This is a genomic window from Vibrio sp. Of7-15, from assembly GCF_022347565.1.
Classification (GTDB): Bacteria; Pseudomonadota; Gammaproteobacteria; order Enterobacterales; family Vibrionaceae; genus NORP241.
Map to the genome: position 1 here is coordinate 13,122 of NZ_JAKRGH010000004.1, position 16,935 is coordinate 30,056.

A 16,935-nucleotide genomic window follows, 5' to 3' on the forward strand; every position below is an offset into this window, starting at 1 on the left:
CAACCATAGAGTGACATTGTCACTTCCTCATTATGATTCTCAGTTCTGATTTAACACTGGGTTTGCATACATGCCAATTAAAATGGGATGAGCAGCTTTGGGCAGCTGAGCAAGCTTACTTTCCAGTTCTATTTTTGCTTTTTCACTAGCGGCTTTGTTTTCTTCACCCGCCGCTAGGAAATTAATAGGAAATAGCTTGTAGTTTGTGTGGATCTGACGGTCTATTTCTATCGCTAACGCTTCAGGGTTTTCGAAGTCTTGTTTTATTACCTCACCAAAACTAACATGAACACGCCCTTTTTGACCAATAATACCTTGTACAATACTTTCGATATCTTCAAACTCACCTTTTTCGTAACTACCTGAGCTTTCAATCTGATGTAACTCTTTCGCTTTTGCAACATCACACGGATCATTTTCGTAAGAAATGGAAACAGGTACGATATTCAGCTCTTTCACGTAATCACTGAATGACAACTTACGCTTACGCCCTTCGACGTGGAACATTTTTAAAATAGCAGGATCAGTTTTATCGTTACCATCTTTAGCTCGTCCCTCTTTTTGAGCAATCCAAATAGAGTTACCAGTTTCTAATGAATGCTTGATGTAACCGGAAAGCTGGCCAAGCACTTTCATCATTTCACGTGGGCCTTTTGCCGAACGTTTCACAATGAAACTTTTGTTCAACTTCATTAGTTCTGTCGCACAAGGCTTTTTCAGTAGATTATCACCAATGGCAATGCGTAACGTATTCAAGCCTCGCTGATGCAATCCCCAGTTAACAACAGCTGGATCCATGGCAATATCACGGTGATTAGAAACAAATAAATAAGATTGAGATGGGTCTAAATGCTCTAATCCTGAAAAGGTAATACCATCGCTGGTTTTTTTCAGTGTAGATTCCATGTAGTTAGCAACATGCTGCTGAACATCGTCAACAGTTTTTAAATTCGACCATTTTGTTTTTAGCCAAACTTTTAGCAGTGGCTTTAAAACCCACATAACTACTTTTGAACAATTCGGAAAACGATATTGAATAATAGCCTGAATAAATTCATCGTCTAAGATCAGACGGTTTAATGCCTCAGGAACTTCATTATCATTGTAAGGACGTATATCTTGATATGGGTCTTTTATATTAGTCATCAACGGGAGTTATCTTTAAAAAATCTGTTGTATTCTACGCATTAACAGTAATAATCACAGTGCTCAATGTAAGGTTTTAAATAGATCGGAGGTCTAACCAGACAAAAGCGATGATAATTTAGTCAAATAGCACATTAGTAGTGGCTTCTTGTCGCTAATTATTTGAATTTATCCGATAAAGAAGCGATCATTTATCTTTGTCATTTTATCGAGCATCACCATGAAGCAATCAATAGAGTTCTCTTGTATTTCCCACCCATTCTTAACAATGTCTCCAAGAAGAAATGCAAACCAGTACTCTTTATTGCTGGTTCAGCAAGGCATGGCATTAGTACGAATGGGAAAACATGAACACATCATTTTACCAAACTCTGCTTTTTGGACGCCGTTTGATTGTTTAAGTTCCGTGACATTACTCCCGAATACCAAAACAGTTACTGTAAACTTTTCCATCCGTTTACAAGAGCCATTGAGTGAACAAGGTGGATTTGTTGAACTTTCTCCCTTAGCGCTCGCTTTAATCGAAAAACTAAAAAGTACTTACAATGACGAAAATCGTATTTCACAGCAAAATAATTTATTGCAAGTGTTAAAAGATGAAGTGCTAGAAATGCAGCCTAAACTGGCGACGACCCCACAAGCAGAGATCCTTACTCAATGGGTAAAAGCCATAAATACAAAACAAAGAGAACCAGAACTAAAAATTACGGGGCAATCTACAGCGGAACTGAAAATGGCTCTAAGAGTAAGAGAAGCCGTAAAACTACGTAAATCTGGTAGAAAAGAAGAGTTTATTATCGAGCAGCTTTTTAATGGCAATAAAACAGCCTACCTACAAAGTTGTTTTGCTGTACTCGGTTCAGACTGTATCAATTAAACGGTAATTCAAGCTGAAGTAACACATCAGTATCCGAGCTATCATGCCAGCGCCAATCCAATCGAAACCTTGGCGCTATGCCACTTTTTTCACCAAAGCCTAAACTGAGCTGTAGTCCATGAAGTTTGAGCCAATCTTCATAACTTTCGGCTTCAGTCAGAGTTTCTCCTTGGTATTTCTCTGGTTTCCAAACAGCCAATCCCCAAAAACTGTTTTCTAATCTTTCTGTGAGGATGGGATCATCTTGAGTACGAAAGGCCCACTCCTCCCAATACGTATCTGGAATACGATTTACTTTAATTTGCCTCGACTCTTCAAGCAAATCGATAATTACATCGTCAAGATAGATGTCAATAGAAGAGCTACAACTTAGCCGGTTTTCTGGAGAAAGTGTCGATTGTGGTAAAGGCTGGCAACCTAATTCTGCTACTGCAGGCTGTAAGGAAAGCAAAGCATAACTTAAAGATAAACAACCACTAAACGACATTACCTTCATAACACTTTGCTTCATTAACATCACCTTATCTATATAGCTGATTTTCCATTAGATACCGAGCAACACTAGTCGTCGTTAAGTGGCTAATAGGTGCCCCTTGTTCAAGTGCATTACGTATATCAGTACTTCGTATTGCAATTTTCTCTGGGCATGCTAACACAGACCAAGTGCTCAATATATGTTCAGCTTTAAAAAATTTACTAAAGTTAACAAAGTTATCAGGCCCTAATACAAAAGTAATATCGGCATCTGGGTGATTTTCTTGAGTCTTTTTTAACACTTGGTAAGTGGTAACGCTTTCGTTAGGCTGAAAAAGATCTTTTTCGACCGTGGAAAGCTCAAGATTTGGTAGTTGCACGTCATTAATGAATAATTGAACCATTTCACATCTTTTTTCATAATTGAGCATGGTTTTCCCCCACGCATGGGCAATACTCGGCACAATTAATACTAAATCAAAATGAGATAAGGATTGCAGGACACTTTTATGCCCTAAGCTTGGCGGGTTAAAAGCACTACCAAAAACAGCTATTTTACGCATTTTTACTCCAAATTCGTTACTACGCTCGATATTGTTGTTTTTCTGTCTATTAATCAATAACAAACTGAACATTCTCTGGGATTTCTGTATTATGAGAAGCAGATAATTAAATAAGGTATAAAAGGACCACACTATGGAACAATTGATCCGTGATGAAATGCGAGTTTTACCCGCGATTGATCCTGTATTTGAAATTAACCGCCGTGTTGATTTTATCAAAAAGAAATTATTACAAGCTGGTTGTAAGTCATTAGTTCTGGGTATTAGTGGTGGTGTCGACTCCACTACTTGTGGTCGCCTAGCGCAATTGGCTATAGATAGTCTAAACCAAGAAACTGAGTCTTCTGATTACCAGTTTATTGCTGTGCGCTTACCTTACGGTGAGCAAAAAGATGAAGATGAAGCACAACTTGCTTTGTCTTTTATCAAACCAAGCCATTCTGTAAGCGTAAACATTAAAGCTGGCGTTGATGGCCTTCATGCTAGCTCTCTTGATGCTTTGGCTAATACAAACCTAATTCCTTCTGATTCAGCTAAAGTTGATTTCGTAAAAGGCAATGTAAAAGCGCGTGCTCGTATGGTAGCTCAATACGAAATTGCTGGCCTTGTTGGCGGATTAGTTTTGGGTACTGATCACTCTGCGGAAAATATTACTGGTTTTTATACAAAGTTTGGTGATGGCGCCTGTGATCTAGCCCCGTTGTTCGGTCTAAACAAAAGGCAAGTTCGTCAGCTGGCAAAAGAGTTAGGCGCTCCAGAATTATTAGTAATAAAAACTCCGACAGCAGACTTAGAAGAACTTGCTCCACAGAAAGCGGATGAAGATGCTTTAAATCTAACTTACGATGAAATTGATGATTTCCTTGAAGGGAAGCCAGTAAAAACGGAAGTCACTGAAAAACTAGTACATATCTACAAAGTGACTCAGCACAAACGCCAGCCTATCCCAACGATTTACGATCAAGAGTAAATAAGATAATGATAAGGGTGTGAAAAAGGTATCACACTCTTATCTTTCAACCGTTGCCTTTACTAATTGTTCAATTTCCCACCAAATAGCTTCACATAATCCCGGTCGATAAACTGCTGCTCGAAAGTCTGCATGTTCCTTTTGATAGCGTTCAAAATGGTAGCTTGATATTCGTTTACTGGCTCTTAAATTGGCTAAACGATCGCAACTCTTTACCAACAAAGCAAGGCGACCAGCATCATCTTCCACATTTAAGCACGCAAGATTCTTATTCATGTTCTTTTTGCGAATGAGTCGATTGTCATGTTCGCAATCCGTCACAAAAAAAACAGCATTAGCCACTGTAAACCCAAACTCATGAGCGATTTCATCTACTGTGGTATCGGTGTCTTCCAAGACATCGTGCAACTGTGCCACTATCATCGCCAAATTACCGAACGGAGAAGCAATTTCCGCCACTTCGTCTAAATGGCGATAATAAGGTAAATCGCCATAATTTTGATTCTTATGACGCTCACGGGCAAATGTTTGCGCTTTTAAATATCGATTGTTCATACCAAACCGCATCTCTTAACTATTGTCGGCTCTAGTATAACGGTGTCATATGATAGAAATAATGCAGCTGCTCACATAATAAGCACAAAAAAGCGACCATGATGGCCGCTTATACTACTGTTGCTTTTCTGCTTGTTCTTGCCTAATTTCATCAGCAATCATCTGAATCGCTTCACCACTGCTAACGCCTTTTGACATTAATTCTTGAATGCGTTCTACGGCCGCCTGTTGCTCTGCGTGAGTCAGCGTTGGAAAATCACCCAACATAACTTTAGCCCCTCAAAATAAAAGAGGCTGATTGTAAAAACATTCGTTGCCGATGTCACGTGATTAGTAACCTAAGGCTAAGTTCACTGCACCGCCATAGGAGTTTTCTCCTGCATAACTAAGAGCGACATCCACATTAACAATACCTAACGGAGAAAAACCAATACCGGCACTAATTGTGTCTTCAATATTACTACTCATGTCAGTACTGAAACCACCACGAAGCTGAAGCTGTCCAAAAATATCAAATTCAGCACCAAATCGAAGCATTTGAACATCATCATCAATGCCAGTAAAACGCGTCTGTTCGATCAAGTCCATATCGGCACTTAATGTCGTAAAGCTACCTACAAATGCAACACCTGCTGTCACTTGTCGATTCAGTTCATAAGTATATTGATACGTATTTGTTGCGGTAACAGACGCAGTTTCAAGACTTTGATCAACCATATTCTTACCCGCGACGCCAATTCGGAATGGCCCATAAAACCATACGGCACCAACATCAAAGTTGACGGCACTGTCTTTCGTTTCATTAGTGTCAAAACCATCGGTATCGAAATTTTCTATCTTAGTGGCGTAATTGTAGGTATAAAAACGCTGCATTTTAGGTGAGACACCCAAAGAAATGTGTTGCCCTAAAATATTGAAATACTTCGCAAACGCAACTCCGACTTCAGTTAGGCCAAACGCGACCATCGTAATGTCAGAGTTATTATAATTTGCTGTATCAATCACTGGACGAGCGTAAGACTCTAGATACGTCTTCGCAAAAATATTAGTTGATAAGTACCTGTTAGGAATCGCAATCGCAAACGTTGCACCAGCTCCAAGATAAAACTCATCGCCTTCTAGATCGTTTAATTTCTGATTAATACCAGCCACATCAGAGTTATTGATTGCTTTCTGGAGTTCATCAACGTCGTCAAGCATAGAGTCTTGATCATTTAACTGAACCCCAATACCTGGAATGAGAATACCTGCATCATCTTTTCTAGTGTATAAAGCCACCAGCGCGGGGTTATAAAATGCACCTGTGAGGTAATCGGCAGCAGCTGTACCAGCACCACCCATTGCATCCGTTCGACCATCAACAGCATAAGTCGTAGCCATTACAGATGATGAAGCTAAAGCCATTGCTGCTACTGTTAATTTTAGTGATGTTTTCATCAGTCCCTGCCACTATTATTTTATTCTCTATTCATAATAGCGCCCGATTCACTCAAACCTTTAACAATTAACGGCTTTTCTTTGAGAAAGGTGAAATGCTGCAAAAAAATGGAAATATTATTTGCTAGGCACTTCTTCATCCCAATCGATAGTTTTAGCAATAATTTGGACATCTTCTATGGAGATATTACCTTGCCAACGCTTTTGTGCTAAAGAAACCGACAATACATACCTATCGGCAGGAAGATTTATATCCGGTAATTTCACTGGGTAATTTTTTTCAAACATTTCAGACCAAGATTCATGATATTCTCCATCTTCCACATCATACAAAGACACAGTCATCACAGGTAAAGGACAAAACTCATTTAGCAGCCCTGTTTTATTCGTGATCCAAGTACGCTTAGAGTCCCATCGAACACTCTCTTTTACATTTGGCTCGGCCATAACAACCCAGCTCTCCCAACGCTGGCTAGAGTCCGTTTCCAATACAACCTTGTATAGACCACTTTTAAGGCGTTGATTCAGTTGCTCTGTTTGAACCACATAACGCATTTGCCCATCAGGTACTTGCTTACCCTCTTTCACTTCAGGTACAGCGTTAATAATATTCACTTGCTCAGGCCATTGAAGCACGCTGACTAAAGATAACTTACTGCTGCTTTTAGCATCTACAATTAACTTATGATGAAGCCTACCAGGGCTTTGAACTACCTGCCTTCTAATTACTAAACTGCTCAACCATGCAGGAAGTAACCCTTTACTGAATCCCTTACCACAATCAACTTCTAAAGCTTTATTTAACAATTGATCAAGATGTTCTGAACGATTAGTCGAAGGATAATTTTGCCAAACCTCCACCAGCGAAGTAAACGCTTTATCTGTATCCCCTTCTAATAAATGCTGATGGGTGCTCGTTAACGCATTTTTTTCAATAAACCAATCTGCCGAATAAGCAGAGATAGTAAAAACAGATGCACATAACAGCGCAATCACTTTTTTCATAAAACAACCATCAAAGCATTTACAAAAAGAACATTAAGCTAAATAAACAGTTAGGCTTTCATTTTATAGCCAACACCGCGTAGAGTTTCTATCGTGATATTTTCAATTTTTTGTCGTAATTGGAGTATATGTGTATCGACAGTACGCGTTGTCGGAAAATGATTGTAACCCCATACTTGATCCAATAGCTCATCACGAGTGAATACCCTTCCTAAATTACGAGCCAAAAAGATAAGTAGATCAAACTCAGTTCGAGTTAGTACAACAGGCTTACCATCATTAGTTACTTCACGCGTGTTAATATCAATCGACAACTGCCCCACTTTCACTTTCTGGGAATCTGCCGTGCATTCCATTTCAGGGGAACGAAGGTGAGCTCGTACTCTTGCTAAAAGCTCCGCTTCCGCAAAAGGTTTGGTTAAATAGTCATTTGCCCCTGAATCTAAACCAGTCACTTTATCTCGCACGGAAACAAGCGCAGTCAACAAAATAACTGGAAGAGGTTTGATTGCTTTCCATTCCGAAAGCCAAGTCAGTGAATCCCCTTCAGGTAGCTGGCGATCGAGAATCACTAAATCTGCTCTTTCCCAAAGTGCCGTTACTTTTGTCGCATTCTCAGCATGTAAACATTCGTAACCTGCTTGCTCTAAGCTTACGATAAGGCCATCAGCCAAGTTGCTGTCATCTTCAACTAATAATAGGGTTTGTTTCACAAGGGATCTCCAAAATAAAGGTGGTTGGGGGCCCAATGAGTTTCATAGTTCCGCCCATTCGCTTAACCATTGAGTCTACAATTGTTAAACCTAGGCCTAAGCCACTTTTACTCACAAAAGGTTGTCTTAACTGTTTCCAATTCTTTCTTGTTAATATGCCTTGATCCATTACGCGAATAGATAAGGATCTTTTTTGTACTGTTACCTGCACTGAAATAGGCGCTTCACCATATTTACAAGCATTATTCACCAAATTATCAACACAGGTTCCCAACCAATAAATATTAACTTTAACGGCTGAGTCATTTTCTATTGTGATATCAACTGGGGTTTCGCTTTCTTCATAGCGATAATCTAACCATTCTGACACAGACGGAATCCATTCTGTTGAAAGCGCTTGATGATCCGATTGCAAATAATCTTTACTCGCTTCAGCTAACTGACGTAAACGGCGCGTGTCTTCACATAAACGTCTAAATTCATCATAAACACTTTCGGGAAGTGCCTCAAACTCTCTTCTAAAACCCTCTACCGTTAAAGATAAACTTGCAATTGGGGTTCTTAATTCATGCGTTAAGATCTGAAGCACAAGCATACGATCTTTAAGATCTTTGCGTTTATGATTCCAACGAGATATCCCCCATCCCGCAATCAAAGACACATTCACAATACCAAGCACTAATATGCTGTAAAACAAAACCTGAGAGTTGCTTTTTACTTCCCAGCAAATATTTCCACTACGTACATAGCAACTGTTTACGTCCGATTCAGAGCTCAAAAACAATTCAAGCCCGGCATCATTAATCTTTGCTTGCCAGATATGGCTCTCAAAAATCCGGTAAACCGAGCCTTTACGAATCCACAATTCGCCTTCCGATATAAATGTATCAGAGCCCGAAATAAGTGCAGCAATGGCATCATTGTCCATTCGTTGTAGTCGCCCAAGCAAAGTATCTTCCGATGAAAATGGTCTCTCTTTAATGTGCATGTAATGTTGAAGCTCTTCGATGCGTTCAGGAAAAGCTTGAATATAGCGAGATGCATAGGTCCCGCCACCTGGATGGATCATACTAGAACGAACAAACCAGGAAGTTGGTAATACCGTTTTATTACAGATGGCTCGACTAAATACCAATGCATCTGTCACTAGAGGGTTAACAGGTAGCACGCCTTGGCACTGACCTGAAAATTGATACAGTTTTTGTAATGCATTTAGAGGATACTTCGCCGTTTGAGGCAGCATTGAATCTGGAGATAAAAGTGATGTGGGATAATCACCCTGAATAACACGTATATCATAACGAGCCTCGGTTGGAATACGCTCAAACATAGAACGAAATTGCTCAATCTTTTCTGGAAGCGTTGCCGCCAAAAGACCAAAAGAGACTTGATAACACAGTGCGAATAGTAGTGCTCGAATAACCAACAGAACTCATACCTTTTTTATAAAACAGTCGGTAGGCTCATCTAAGGTACTGAATCGGCGAGCCATTTATACGAGTAAGTATAATCGAACTCCCATTAATAAGAACAGGCTTGAATGCGCTTAATTTAATACTGAGTCCTTTCTCAAAAACCTTACTAAACTCTACACTCGTGATAGCTGTATGTATTCGATAAAAAACGCCAGCGCTTGCTGACGTTTAGCTATGATTGCCACAATGTACCTAATTTAAACGCTTTGACGTAGGTAGTAGTGGTGTTTCATACCATTCAAGTTCAGGATCTTCATCTAGATACCTCGAATCTATGTATAGAGTAGGAAGCTCATCATCTCGATCAACACGACGGTCATCAATGATCATTGATTCAGCTGCCTCTAACGCAGTAGCAACTTGCTGTTTTAATGCGACTAATTTGTTTTCTGCAAGCGCAGCGAGAAAGTCAATATCATGACGAATATAAATGGGCCTAAGCTGGTTTAACGCTAGGCACGCTAAATCAGCCAATTGTTCAGCACTGTATTTCTCTGTATAGCCCAGATCGGAAAGAAGGTTACCGAGTAAAACTTCCATGTAATTATGTACGTCTTCACTGATCTGCATCGTATTCCACCTCTACAACAAAACGGTTATTTTCTATACCAGTAATAACTGTCATATTTATGTCGCGTCCATTTTAAATAATGAAGAATGCCAACAAGATAAACTTCTAGATTACCTGAACACTTCATGAATAAAAGCCTAAGATCAAAAAAGGGAGCGACTCCGCTCCCTTTGCATTATCCAAATAGACTTACTCGATTAAATGTGCTTAGCAATCTCTAGACAAGACTCTTTAGCATCACCGAACAGCATTTGTGTATTCTCTTTAAAGAACAGTGGGTTTTGAACGCCAGCATAACCTGTATTCATAGAACGTTTGAACACAATAACGTTCTGAGCATTCCAAACCTCAAGTACTGGCATGCCAGCAATTGGACTGTTTGGATCTTCAAGAGCCGCTGGGTTAACTGTGTCATTCGCACCAATAACAAGAACCGTATCTGTTTCAGAGAAATCATCGTTGATCTCATCCATTTCTAGTACGACATCGTAAGGTACTTTAGCTTCAGCAAGTAATACGTTCATATGACCAGGCAGACGACCAGCTACTGGGTGAATACCAAAACGAACGTCAATACCTTGTGCACGTAACTTCTCAGTAATTTCATACACTGGGTACTGAGCTTGAGCTACTGCCATGCCGTATCCTGGAGTGATAATCACAGACTTAGACGCTTTTAGCATTTCAGCCAGCTCTTCAGCAGATGTCTCGCGGTGTTCACCTTGCTCTTCCTCACTAGAAGAAGCTACAACATCCGTACCGAAGCCACCAGCAATTACACTGATGAAAGAACGGTTCATTGCTTTACACATGATGTAAGAAAGGATTGCACCTGAAGAACCAACTAGAGCACCAGTAACGATCAGAAGATCATTTGCTAGCATGAAGCCTGCTGCTGCTGCTGCCCAACCAGAGTATGAGTTAAGCATTGATACAACCACTGGCATATCTGCGCCACCGATTGAAGCAACAAGGTGATAACCAAACGCAAAAGCAATCAGCGTCATCACGATTAAGGCAAACATGCTACCTTCAGCGTTCACGAATTGAACCATCAACAAAGTTGAAACAACAATTGCTGCTAGGTTCAATTTATGACGATGTGGAAGCATCAGTGCTTTAGAAGCAACAATGCCGCGTAACTTACAGAAAGCAACAATAGAGCCAGTAAACGTTACAGCACCGATGAATACACCTAAGAATACTTCTACCAAGTGGATGTTTAGTAGAGCACCTGTCAGTTCACCATGATCAATGAAGCTGTTAAAACCAACCAGTACCGCAGCCATACCAACGAAGCTGTGAAGTATCGCAACAAGTTCTGGCATTTCTGTCATTTCTACTTTTTTAGCGTAGAAAATACCAATCGCACCACCAATGATCATCGCAAGAATGATCCAACCTGTACCCGCTGAGTCAGGGCCAAAGATAGTTGCGATAAGAGCAATAGCCATACCAGTAATACCGTAGTAGTTACCAGCTTTTGCCGTTTCTTGCTTAGAAAGGCCAGCCAAACTCATGATAAAGAATACCGCAGCAACAATGTAAGCGGCTTGTACTAATCCTGCAGACATGTGTTACTCCTTAGTCTTTACGGAACATTTCAAGCATACGCTTAGTAACCGTAAAGCCACCAAAAATATTTATGCTTGCAATAAGAACAGCAATGAATGATAAGAAAGTGACCACCCCGATACCTTGACCGATTTGAAGCAGTGCACCTACAACAATAATGCCTGAGATAGCATTAGTTACTGACATTAACGGTGTGTGCAGAGAATGACTCACGTTCCAAACAACGTAGTAACCCACAACACAAGCCAGAACAAATACCGTAAAGTGAGCTAAGAAGTCAGCCGGAGCAACACTTGCAACCCAACCAAATGCCGCAACACCAGCTGCCATGAAACCGTATTTCTTAATAGGAGAAGTTGGCTCTTCTACTTTTGGCTCTGCTTTAACAGGCTCAGCTTTCGCTTGAGGCTGAGCAGAAACTTGAATTGGTGGCGCAGGCCACGTTACTTCACCCTCTTTAACAACCGTTACACCGCGAAGAACAACATCTTCGAAGTCAATGTTGATCGTACCGTCTTTCTCTTTACAAAGAAGTTTTAAAAGGTTTACGAGGTTAGTACCGTAAAGCTGTGAAGACTGTGTAGGTAAACGACCAACCATGTCGGTGTAACCGATAATAGTTACGCCATTTTCAGTAGTAATGACTTTATCAGCTTCAGTGTAAGCACAGTTACCGCCGTTTGCAGCAGCCAAATCCACAATCACACTACCCGGTTTCATTGAATCAACCATTTCTTTGGTGATCAATTTCGGGGCTGGGCGGCCAGGGATCAAAGCTGTTGTAATGATAATATCAACATCTTTGGCTTGTTTCGCATAAAGCTCTTCTGCTTTCTTATTAAAAGCATCCGACATCTCTTTTGCGTAACCATCACCTGCACCAGTATCTTCCTCAAAATCAACTTCAAGGAACTCTGCGCCCATACTTTGTACTTGTTCTTTTACTTCAGGACGAACATCAAAAGCACGAACAATAGCACCTAGGCTACCAGCAGCACCGATAGCCGCTAAACCAGCAACACCAGCACCAGCAACTAATACCTTCGCTGGTGGTACTTTACCCGCAGCTGTAATTTGACCTGTGAAGAAACGACCAAATTCGTGTGCAGCTTCAACAACGGCACGGTAACCCGCGATGTTAGCCATTGAACTTAACGCATCCAATGCCTGAGCACGTGAAATACGAGGTACTGAGTCCATTGCAAGAATATTAATATTCTTTGTCGCAAGCTTCGCCAGTAACTCTTCATTTTGAGCAGGCCAAATAAAGCTGACTAAGCTTGCACCATCTTGGATAAGTTCAAACTCGTCTACGCCAGTCGCTTCATTAAGTTGAGGAGCGTTTACTTTCAGAATTAATTCTGATTTCCACACATCATCAACAGAAACAACAGAAGCACCGGCAGCTTCAAACGCTGAATCGTCAAAGCTTGCGAGAACACCCGCACCTGACTCAACAGCAACTGTAAATCCTAATTTTAATAACTGCTCGACCGTTTTTGGCGTTGCAGCTACTCGTGTTTCACCAGCGAGTATTTCTTTTGGTACACCAATCTGCATAGCTATTCCTTGACTATTGGCACAATTAATAAATAGTTTTTTATCTAACGATGGAAATAAATACAAGCTTTATGTAAGAAAAATACAAACTTTTATTACATATAACTCTTTGTTTGGACCAATACTTACTCTTTAGATGTAAAAAAACAACACTGCAAAGCACTAAGCAGAGGTCTAACCACAGTTAGAAATTCACTTATTATGGGTAAATATAAAAAGATCGACTGTTTGAGAGCGAAATAAAGTGTACTATGCGCCAAACATACTGTTTCCAGTTTGCTCAATGAACATTTTGGCTTTAGTGATCATAAACTCATTCGCATCTTGTTCAGAGGAAAGTACATCAGAGCGGATAAAGAGATGAGTTTTTGTTTCCCCATCAACGACTTTGCAGATTCGACCAGCAATACGATACTGCCCTCCTTCTGATTTCGCCTCAGGATAAATCAAGAATCCATTATGCTCGATTGGCTCAACAACTGCTTTTTTTGTTTCCGCTTTAGCAGAGCCACCAAACAATTTAGATAAAAAACCCACAACTATCTCCTTCGTCCTTAAGAATCTAATAACCTATCATGCCATATAAATTGGCCATTGAAATACCTTAGGAAAATATTTTAAGAGAAAAATAAGAATTGCAGTCATGAAGAAAATAGAAATACAACTAAATAACAATTTGGATAATATTATTTATCCATAAATAAACAAAAAGCGCCGACTTTCGCCAGCGCTTTATAGGTACTTTATTTATAAGCAGTAATGTCAATTAGCGGTAGATACCGATGTCTTTTTGTAAATGTGCAGAAAGATCCGCAGCATTACAAGAGTGAGTCACTTCACCTTTTCCAAAAAGAATATCAACCATATGAGCAATCAATCCTTTGATGTTTACTGCATAGGCTTTCTTGTCCATTGCAGGGGTTGTAGCGATGGTGTCGAAGTTAATTGCCTGTGCCATGATTGCCTCACTAAATATTGTTATTAAAACCTGTTAAACCGAACTCGTTTATGGGCTAATAATATCGGTAATTTCTGCACGCTAAAAATGACAAAAACTCCACTTTCAGATTAGTTTTTCTAATTAATAAAGCATTAACATCAGGCTTGGGTAAATATGCATTAAAAAGAGCAAAAAGTTGAAATTAGATGCAAGTTAACAGAATAAAAGCATAGCTATTGCACTACATTGAAATTTTCCGCAACATTATGGCAACAATAATTATTTTTAGATGCTCATGATTACTTTTATTGCACGCCACTCCCTACTATTAATGGCCTTATCTGCCTTGGCAGGCTTTGCAGTCCCTGAGGCGTCTCAGGCTGTTTTTCCGGTGCTTCCCTATGTATTGTTCTTTTTAATGACGCTTACCTTATTAGGAATAAACCAGCGCACCCTCATCAGCACATTAAAGAAAGCCGTTATTTGGAAATATGCGCTTTATCATTCGTTTGGGCTCATGATAGCGAGCTTGGGCTTTAGCTGGCTGATCAATGCCAACTCTGATCTAACCCTAGCTATCGTTGCGACGGCGGCGACAGGCTCCTTATTTGCGACACCAGCGATTGTAAGGGCTATCGGTTTTGACAGCATGACCGCAATGGCCATGACAATATCTACAACTTTGCTTCTTCCACTGGCCCTGTACTTAACGCTCTTTTTTCTACAAACTTCCGATGTCATCTTAGATCTGCAAAACTACCTACTCAGATTACTTATATTTATCTTTGGCCCTATGCTATTTTCATTTTTAGTACATCAACAGGTATCACAGGAAAACCTTCTGAAAATACATCAAAAAATAGCACCTTATACCATCATTTTGGTCTTTAGCTTTCCATTTGGTCTGGTCGGAGATTTTCGACTGTTGTGGGACACCTCACCAAACGATGCATACTGGTATTTTCTAGTCGCTTCTGCGCTGTGTTTTTCTTTCTTTTTGTTCGCATTCCTGCTCTATCGTAAGCAAGGAACTGAAGCTGCATTAATCGCAGCCGTTACCGCAGGTAATAGAAATGTATTATTAACTTACACCATCGCAGGCTCTTTACTTGGCCCTGCATTTTTACCATTAGCAGGGGCCATACAAGCACCAACCTATTGCTTACCAATATTAACAAAATGCATAGCAAGGTTTTATAAAACTAAAAATAAATAGATTTTCGTGTTAAAGTTATTGCGATGATTAAATATAGGTATACATCATGGCAAAAAATAAGAAACACAAAATAAAATCGAATACTGGTTGTGTTGAACATCACCGAGGTGAAATTCAAGATAATGCCTTAAAAGCACTCGTTACAAGTCAGCTATTCCGATCCAAAGTAGAAAAAGCTAAAAAAGGAAAAGGCTCTTTCCAACGCAAACAAAAGCACAAAGGCCAGACCGATGCCAATCGCTCTGGCCTTTTTATTGAGACATGTTTATCACTTGCTACCTAATTCCCAATAGCTCCTATCACTTCCTTGTTACTCCTTAATCAAACCTCTGCTTTCCATCTCTCACTCTTTATTTATTAAACCATTGAACGACATATAACCAGTTTTAGCCGTAAAACGTTAGCTTTATCAAGTTAATAATAGAATTATCCTTTCAGCGTACTATTTAACTTGAAGCGGTCGTTTAACTTCCTTATGCTGCATAGCGAATTCTCAGGGCGGGGCGAAATTCCCCACCGGCGGTAATCTCATCACTGTATTTAACAACATATCCCTGTTAATGATGTAGAAAGCCCGCGAGCGCTTTACTTAGTTACTTTGTAAAGGTCAGCAGATCTGGTGTAATTCCAGAGCCGACGGTTAAAGTCCGGATGAAAGAGAATAGAACACTTAACAAGCCACTGCTATTGATACAGCTTTGAGCGCTATGAGGTGATCGGTAAATAGTGATATGAGCAAACGTCTCTTCGCTGTTTTCGACTCTATTTTGTCGCGCTTGCCATGCCTGTATTATTCAGCAAGAGCTTGTTGCTGCGCTATTTCCATGCCCTGATTCTGGTCAAAATATTTAATTTTGGAGTTATTACCATGAATCAGTCTCTACTAGCCGAATTCGGCACCCCATTTCAACGCGTTGAAGCTGGCCTTAAAGCGCTTCAAGAAGGTAAAGGTGTTCTTGTTTTAGACGATGAAAATCGCGAGAACGAAGGTGACATCATTTACGCGGCAGAATCTCTTACTGCAGAGCAAATGGCCCTTATGATCCGTGAGTGCTCAGGCATCGTTTGTTTGTGCCTTCCTCAAGAGCGTGTAAAGCAACTTGAACTGCCAATGATGGTTGAACATAACACCAGCGCTAATGAAACAGGATTTACGGTCACTATTGAAGCAGCACAAGGGGTTACTACAGGTGTATCAGCCGCTGATCGTGTAACAACGATTAAAACCGCCATTGCGGATGGTGCTCAGCCTTCAGATCTTTGTCGCCCAGGCCATGTATTCCCTCTTAAGGCGCATGAAGATGGTGTGCTGGGCCGACGTGGTCACACTGAAGCCACTATCGACTTAATGAAATTAGCGGGCCTTGCTCCTTACGGTGTATTGTGTGAGTTAACAAACCCAGATGGCACCATGGCACGCTTACCAGAAGTGGTTAAATTTGGTGAGAAGTTTGATATGCCAGTACTTACTATTGAAGATATGGTGAGCTACATTAACGAGAAAGAAATCAAAAAAGCGTCATAGCTTTAAAGGTAGTTCTAAACAGGTATCTAAAAACAAAAATACCTCTAAATAAAACCGGGCACTGACAGCCCGGTTTTTATTTGTACATTGTATCCAGTGAGATTATCTTATACGCCTGCAGCAGGGATAAAATAAACCAGAGCAGACCATGCAGCAATCCAACCAACGACCATCGCTGCATCAATCCAATCTCGTCTCCACATACAAACCTCCGTGCTTCTGAGCAAAGACCAAACCAAACGCTAATTTAGCTTGGTATGGAGTGGCAAAGTATTTCCCTTGCCTCCTAAATTCTCATCTCAGAATCAACAAAGCAAAAAAAATGCCATAAGT

Annotated in this window: 19 protein-coding genes and 1 riboswitch; of the genes, 5 read left to right on the forward strand and 14 right to left on the reverse strand. The window is 40.3% G+C overall.

Annotation, left to right across the window (positions count from 1 at the left end):
• Positions 1-39: 39 nt before the first annotated feature.
• On the reverse strand, positions 40-1,146 hold the full coding sequence (locus MHO82_RS06260; RefSeq protein WP_239183011.1) for a 1-acyl-sn-glycerol-3-phosphate acyltransferase: 1,107 nt from the start codon (positions 1,144-1,146) through the stop codon (positions 40-42).
• A 220-nt stretch (positions 1,147-1,366) separates the two neighbouring features.
• Here MHO82_RS06260 and MHO82_RS06265 point away from each other — a divergent pair, with 220 nt between their 5' ends.
• A complete protein-coding gene (locus MHO82_RS06265; RefSeq protein ID WP_239183012.1) occupies positions 1,367-2,023 on the forward strand; it encodes an AraC family transcriptional regulator in 657 nt (218 codons plus the stop codon).
• Here the strand turns inward: MHO82_RS06265 and MHO82_RS06270 are convergent.
• Both MHO82_RS06270 and MHO82_RS06275 read right to left on the reverse strand, forming a co-directional pair.
• Complete coding sequence (locus tag MHO82_RS06270; RefSeq protein WP_239183013.1) at positions 2,016-2,534, reverse strand: hypothetical protein; 519 nt, start codon at positions 2,532-2,534, stop codon at positions 2,016-2,018. The two genes, MHO82_RS06265 and MHO82_RS06270, sit on opposite strands and share 8 nt — an antisense overlap.
• A 10-nt stretch (positions 2,535-2,544) precedes the next feature.
• Complete coding sequence (locus tag MHO82_RS06275) at positions 2,545-3,060, reverse strand: nicotinate-nicotinamide nucleotide adenylyltransferase (protein ID WP_239183014.1); 516 nt, start codon at positions 3,058-3,060, stop codon at positions 2,545-2,547.
• A 133-nt stretch (positions 3,061-3,193) separates the two neighbouring features.
• On the opposite strand from MHO82_RS06275, the gene nadE reads away from it, so the two are divergent.
• Positions 3,194-4,030 (forward strand): ammonia-dependent NAD(+) synthetase, encoded by an 837-nt coding sequence (nadE, locus tag MHO82_RS06280; RefSeq protein WP_239183015.1) that lies wholly within the window; start codon positions 3,194-3,196, stop codon positions 4,028-4,030.
• 39 nt (positions 4,031-4,069) lie between these two features.
• Here the strand turns inward: nadE and MHO82_RS06285 are convergent, their stop codons facing one another.
• The 11 genes from MHO82_RS06285 to MHO82_RS06335 form a co-directional block, all read right to left on the reverse strand.
• On the reverse strand, positions 4,070-4,585 hold the full coding sequence (locus MHO82_RS06285) for an HD domain-containing protein (RefSeq protein WP_239183016.1): 516 nt from the start codon (positions 4,583-4,585) through the stop codon (positions 4,070-4,072).
• Positions 4,586-4,699: 114 nt separating this feature from the next.
• Positions 4,700-4,852, reverse strand: a complete 153-nt coding sequence (locus MHO82_RS06290; protein WP_239183017.1) for a YoaH family protein — start codon at positions 4,850-4,852, stop codon at positions 4,700-4,702.
• Between the two features lie 63 nt (positions 4,853-4,915).
• Positions 4,916-6,022 carry a conjugal transfer protein TraF gene (locus MHO82_RS06295; RefSeq protein WP_239183018.1) on the reverse strand — a complete coding sequence of 369 codons (1,107 nt, stop codon included), beginning with the start codon at positions 6,020-6,022 and terminating at the stop codon, positions 4,916-4,918.
• 117 nt (positions 6,023-6,139) lie between these two features.
• Positions 6,140-7,027, reverse strand: coding sequence for a DUF2861 family protein (locus tag MHO82_RS06300; protein ID WP_239183019.1), 888 nt, complete (start codon positions 7,025-7,027; stop codon positions 6,140-6,142).
• A 50-nt stretch (positions 7,028-7,077) separates the two neighbouring features.
• Complete coding sequence (locus tag MHO82_RS06305; protein WP_239183020.1) at positions 7,078-7,740, reverse strand: response regulator transcription factor; 663 nt, start codon at positions 7,738-7,740, stop codon at positions 7,078-7,080.
• Positions 7,715-9,166 carry a sensor histidine kinase VxrA gene (gene vxrA / locus MHO82_RS06310; RefSeq protein WP_239183021.1) on the reverse strand — a complete coding sequence of 484 codons (1,452 nt, stop codon included), beginning with the start codon at positions 9,164-9,166 and terminating at the stop codon, positions 7,715-7,717. The genes MHO82_RS06305 and vxrA overlap by 26 nt, the downstream gene beginning before the upstream one ends.
• Before the next feature lie 241 nt (positions 9,167-9,407).
• Positions 9,408-9,785 (reverse strand): late competence development ComFB family protein, encoded by a 378-nt coding sequence (locus MHO82_RS06315; RefSeq protein WP_239183022.1) that lies wholly within the window; start codon positions 9,783-9,785, stop codon positions 9,408-9,410.
• A 198-nt stretch (positions 9,786-9,983) separates the two neighbouring features.
• Complete coding sequence (gene pntB / locus MHO82_RS06320; protein ID WP_239183023.1) at positions 9,984-11,360, reverse strand: Re/Si-specific NAD(P)(+) transhydrogenase subunit beta; 1,377 nt, start codon at positions 11,358-11,360, stop codon at positions 9,984-9,986.
• Between the two features lie 10 nt (positions 11,361-11,370).
• A complete protein-coding gene (gene pntA, locus MHO82_RS06325) occupies positions 11,371-12,921 on the reverse strand; it encodes a Re/Si-specific NAD(P)(+) transhydrogenase subunit alpha (protein ID WP_239183024.1) in 1,551 nt (516 codons plus the stop codon).
• 249 nt (positions 12,922-13,170) lie between these two features.
• Complete coding sequence (locus tag MHO82_RS06330) at positions 13,171-13,458, reverse strand: HlyU family transcriptional regulator (RefSeq protein WP_239183025.1); 288 nt, start codon at positions 13,456-13,458, stop codon at positions 13,171-13,173.
• A 229-nt stretch (positions 13,459-13,687) separates the two neighbouring features.
• Positions 13,688-13,879, reverse strand: a complete 192-nt coding sequence (locus tag MHO82_RS06335; protein ID WP_239183026.1) for a hypothetical protein — start codon at positions 13,877-13,879, stop codon at positions 13,688-13,690.
• A gap of 277 nt (positions 13,880-14,156) precedes the next feature.
• Here MHO82_RS06335 and MHO82_RS06340 point away from each other — a divergent pair, with 277 nt between their 5' ends.
• The 3 genes from MHO82_RS06340 (at position 14,157) to ribB (ending at position 16,602) form a co-directional block, all read left to right on the forward strand.
• Positions 14,157-15,077: a hypothetical protein gene (locus MHO82_RS06340; protein ID WP_239183027.1), complete on the forward strand. Its 921-nt coding sequence runs from the start codon at positions 14,157-14,159 to the stop codon at positions 15,075-15,077.
• Between the two features lie 46 nt (positions 15,078-15,123).
• A complete protein-coding gene (locus MHO82_RS06345) occupies positions 15,124-15,360 on the forward strand; it encodes a ribosome alternative rescue factor ArfA (protein WP_239183028.1) in 237 nt (78 codons plus the stop codon).
• A gap of 202 nt (positions 15,361-15,562) precedes the next feature.
• A riboswitch (FMN riboswitch) is annotated at positions 15,563-15,744 on the forward strand.
• A gap of 201 nt (positions 15,745-15,945) precedes the next feature.
• Complete coding sequence (gene ribB / locus MHO82_RS06350) at positions 15,946-16,602, forward strand: 3,4-dihydroxy-2-butanone-4-phosphate synthase (RefSeq protein WP_239183029.1); 657 nt, start codon at positions 15,946-15,948, stop codon at positions 16,600-16,602.
• The last annotated feature ends 333 nt before the right edge of the window (positions 16,603-16,935 follow it).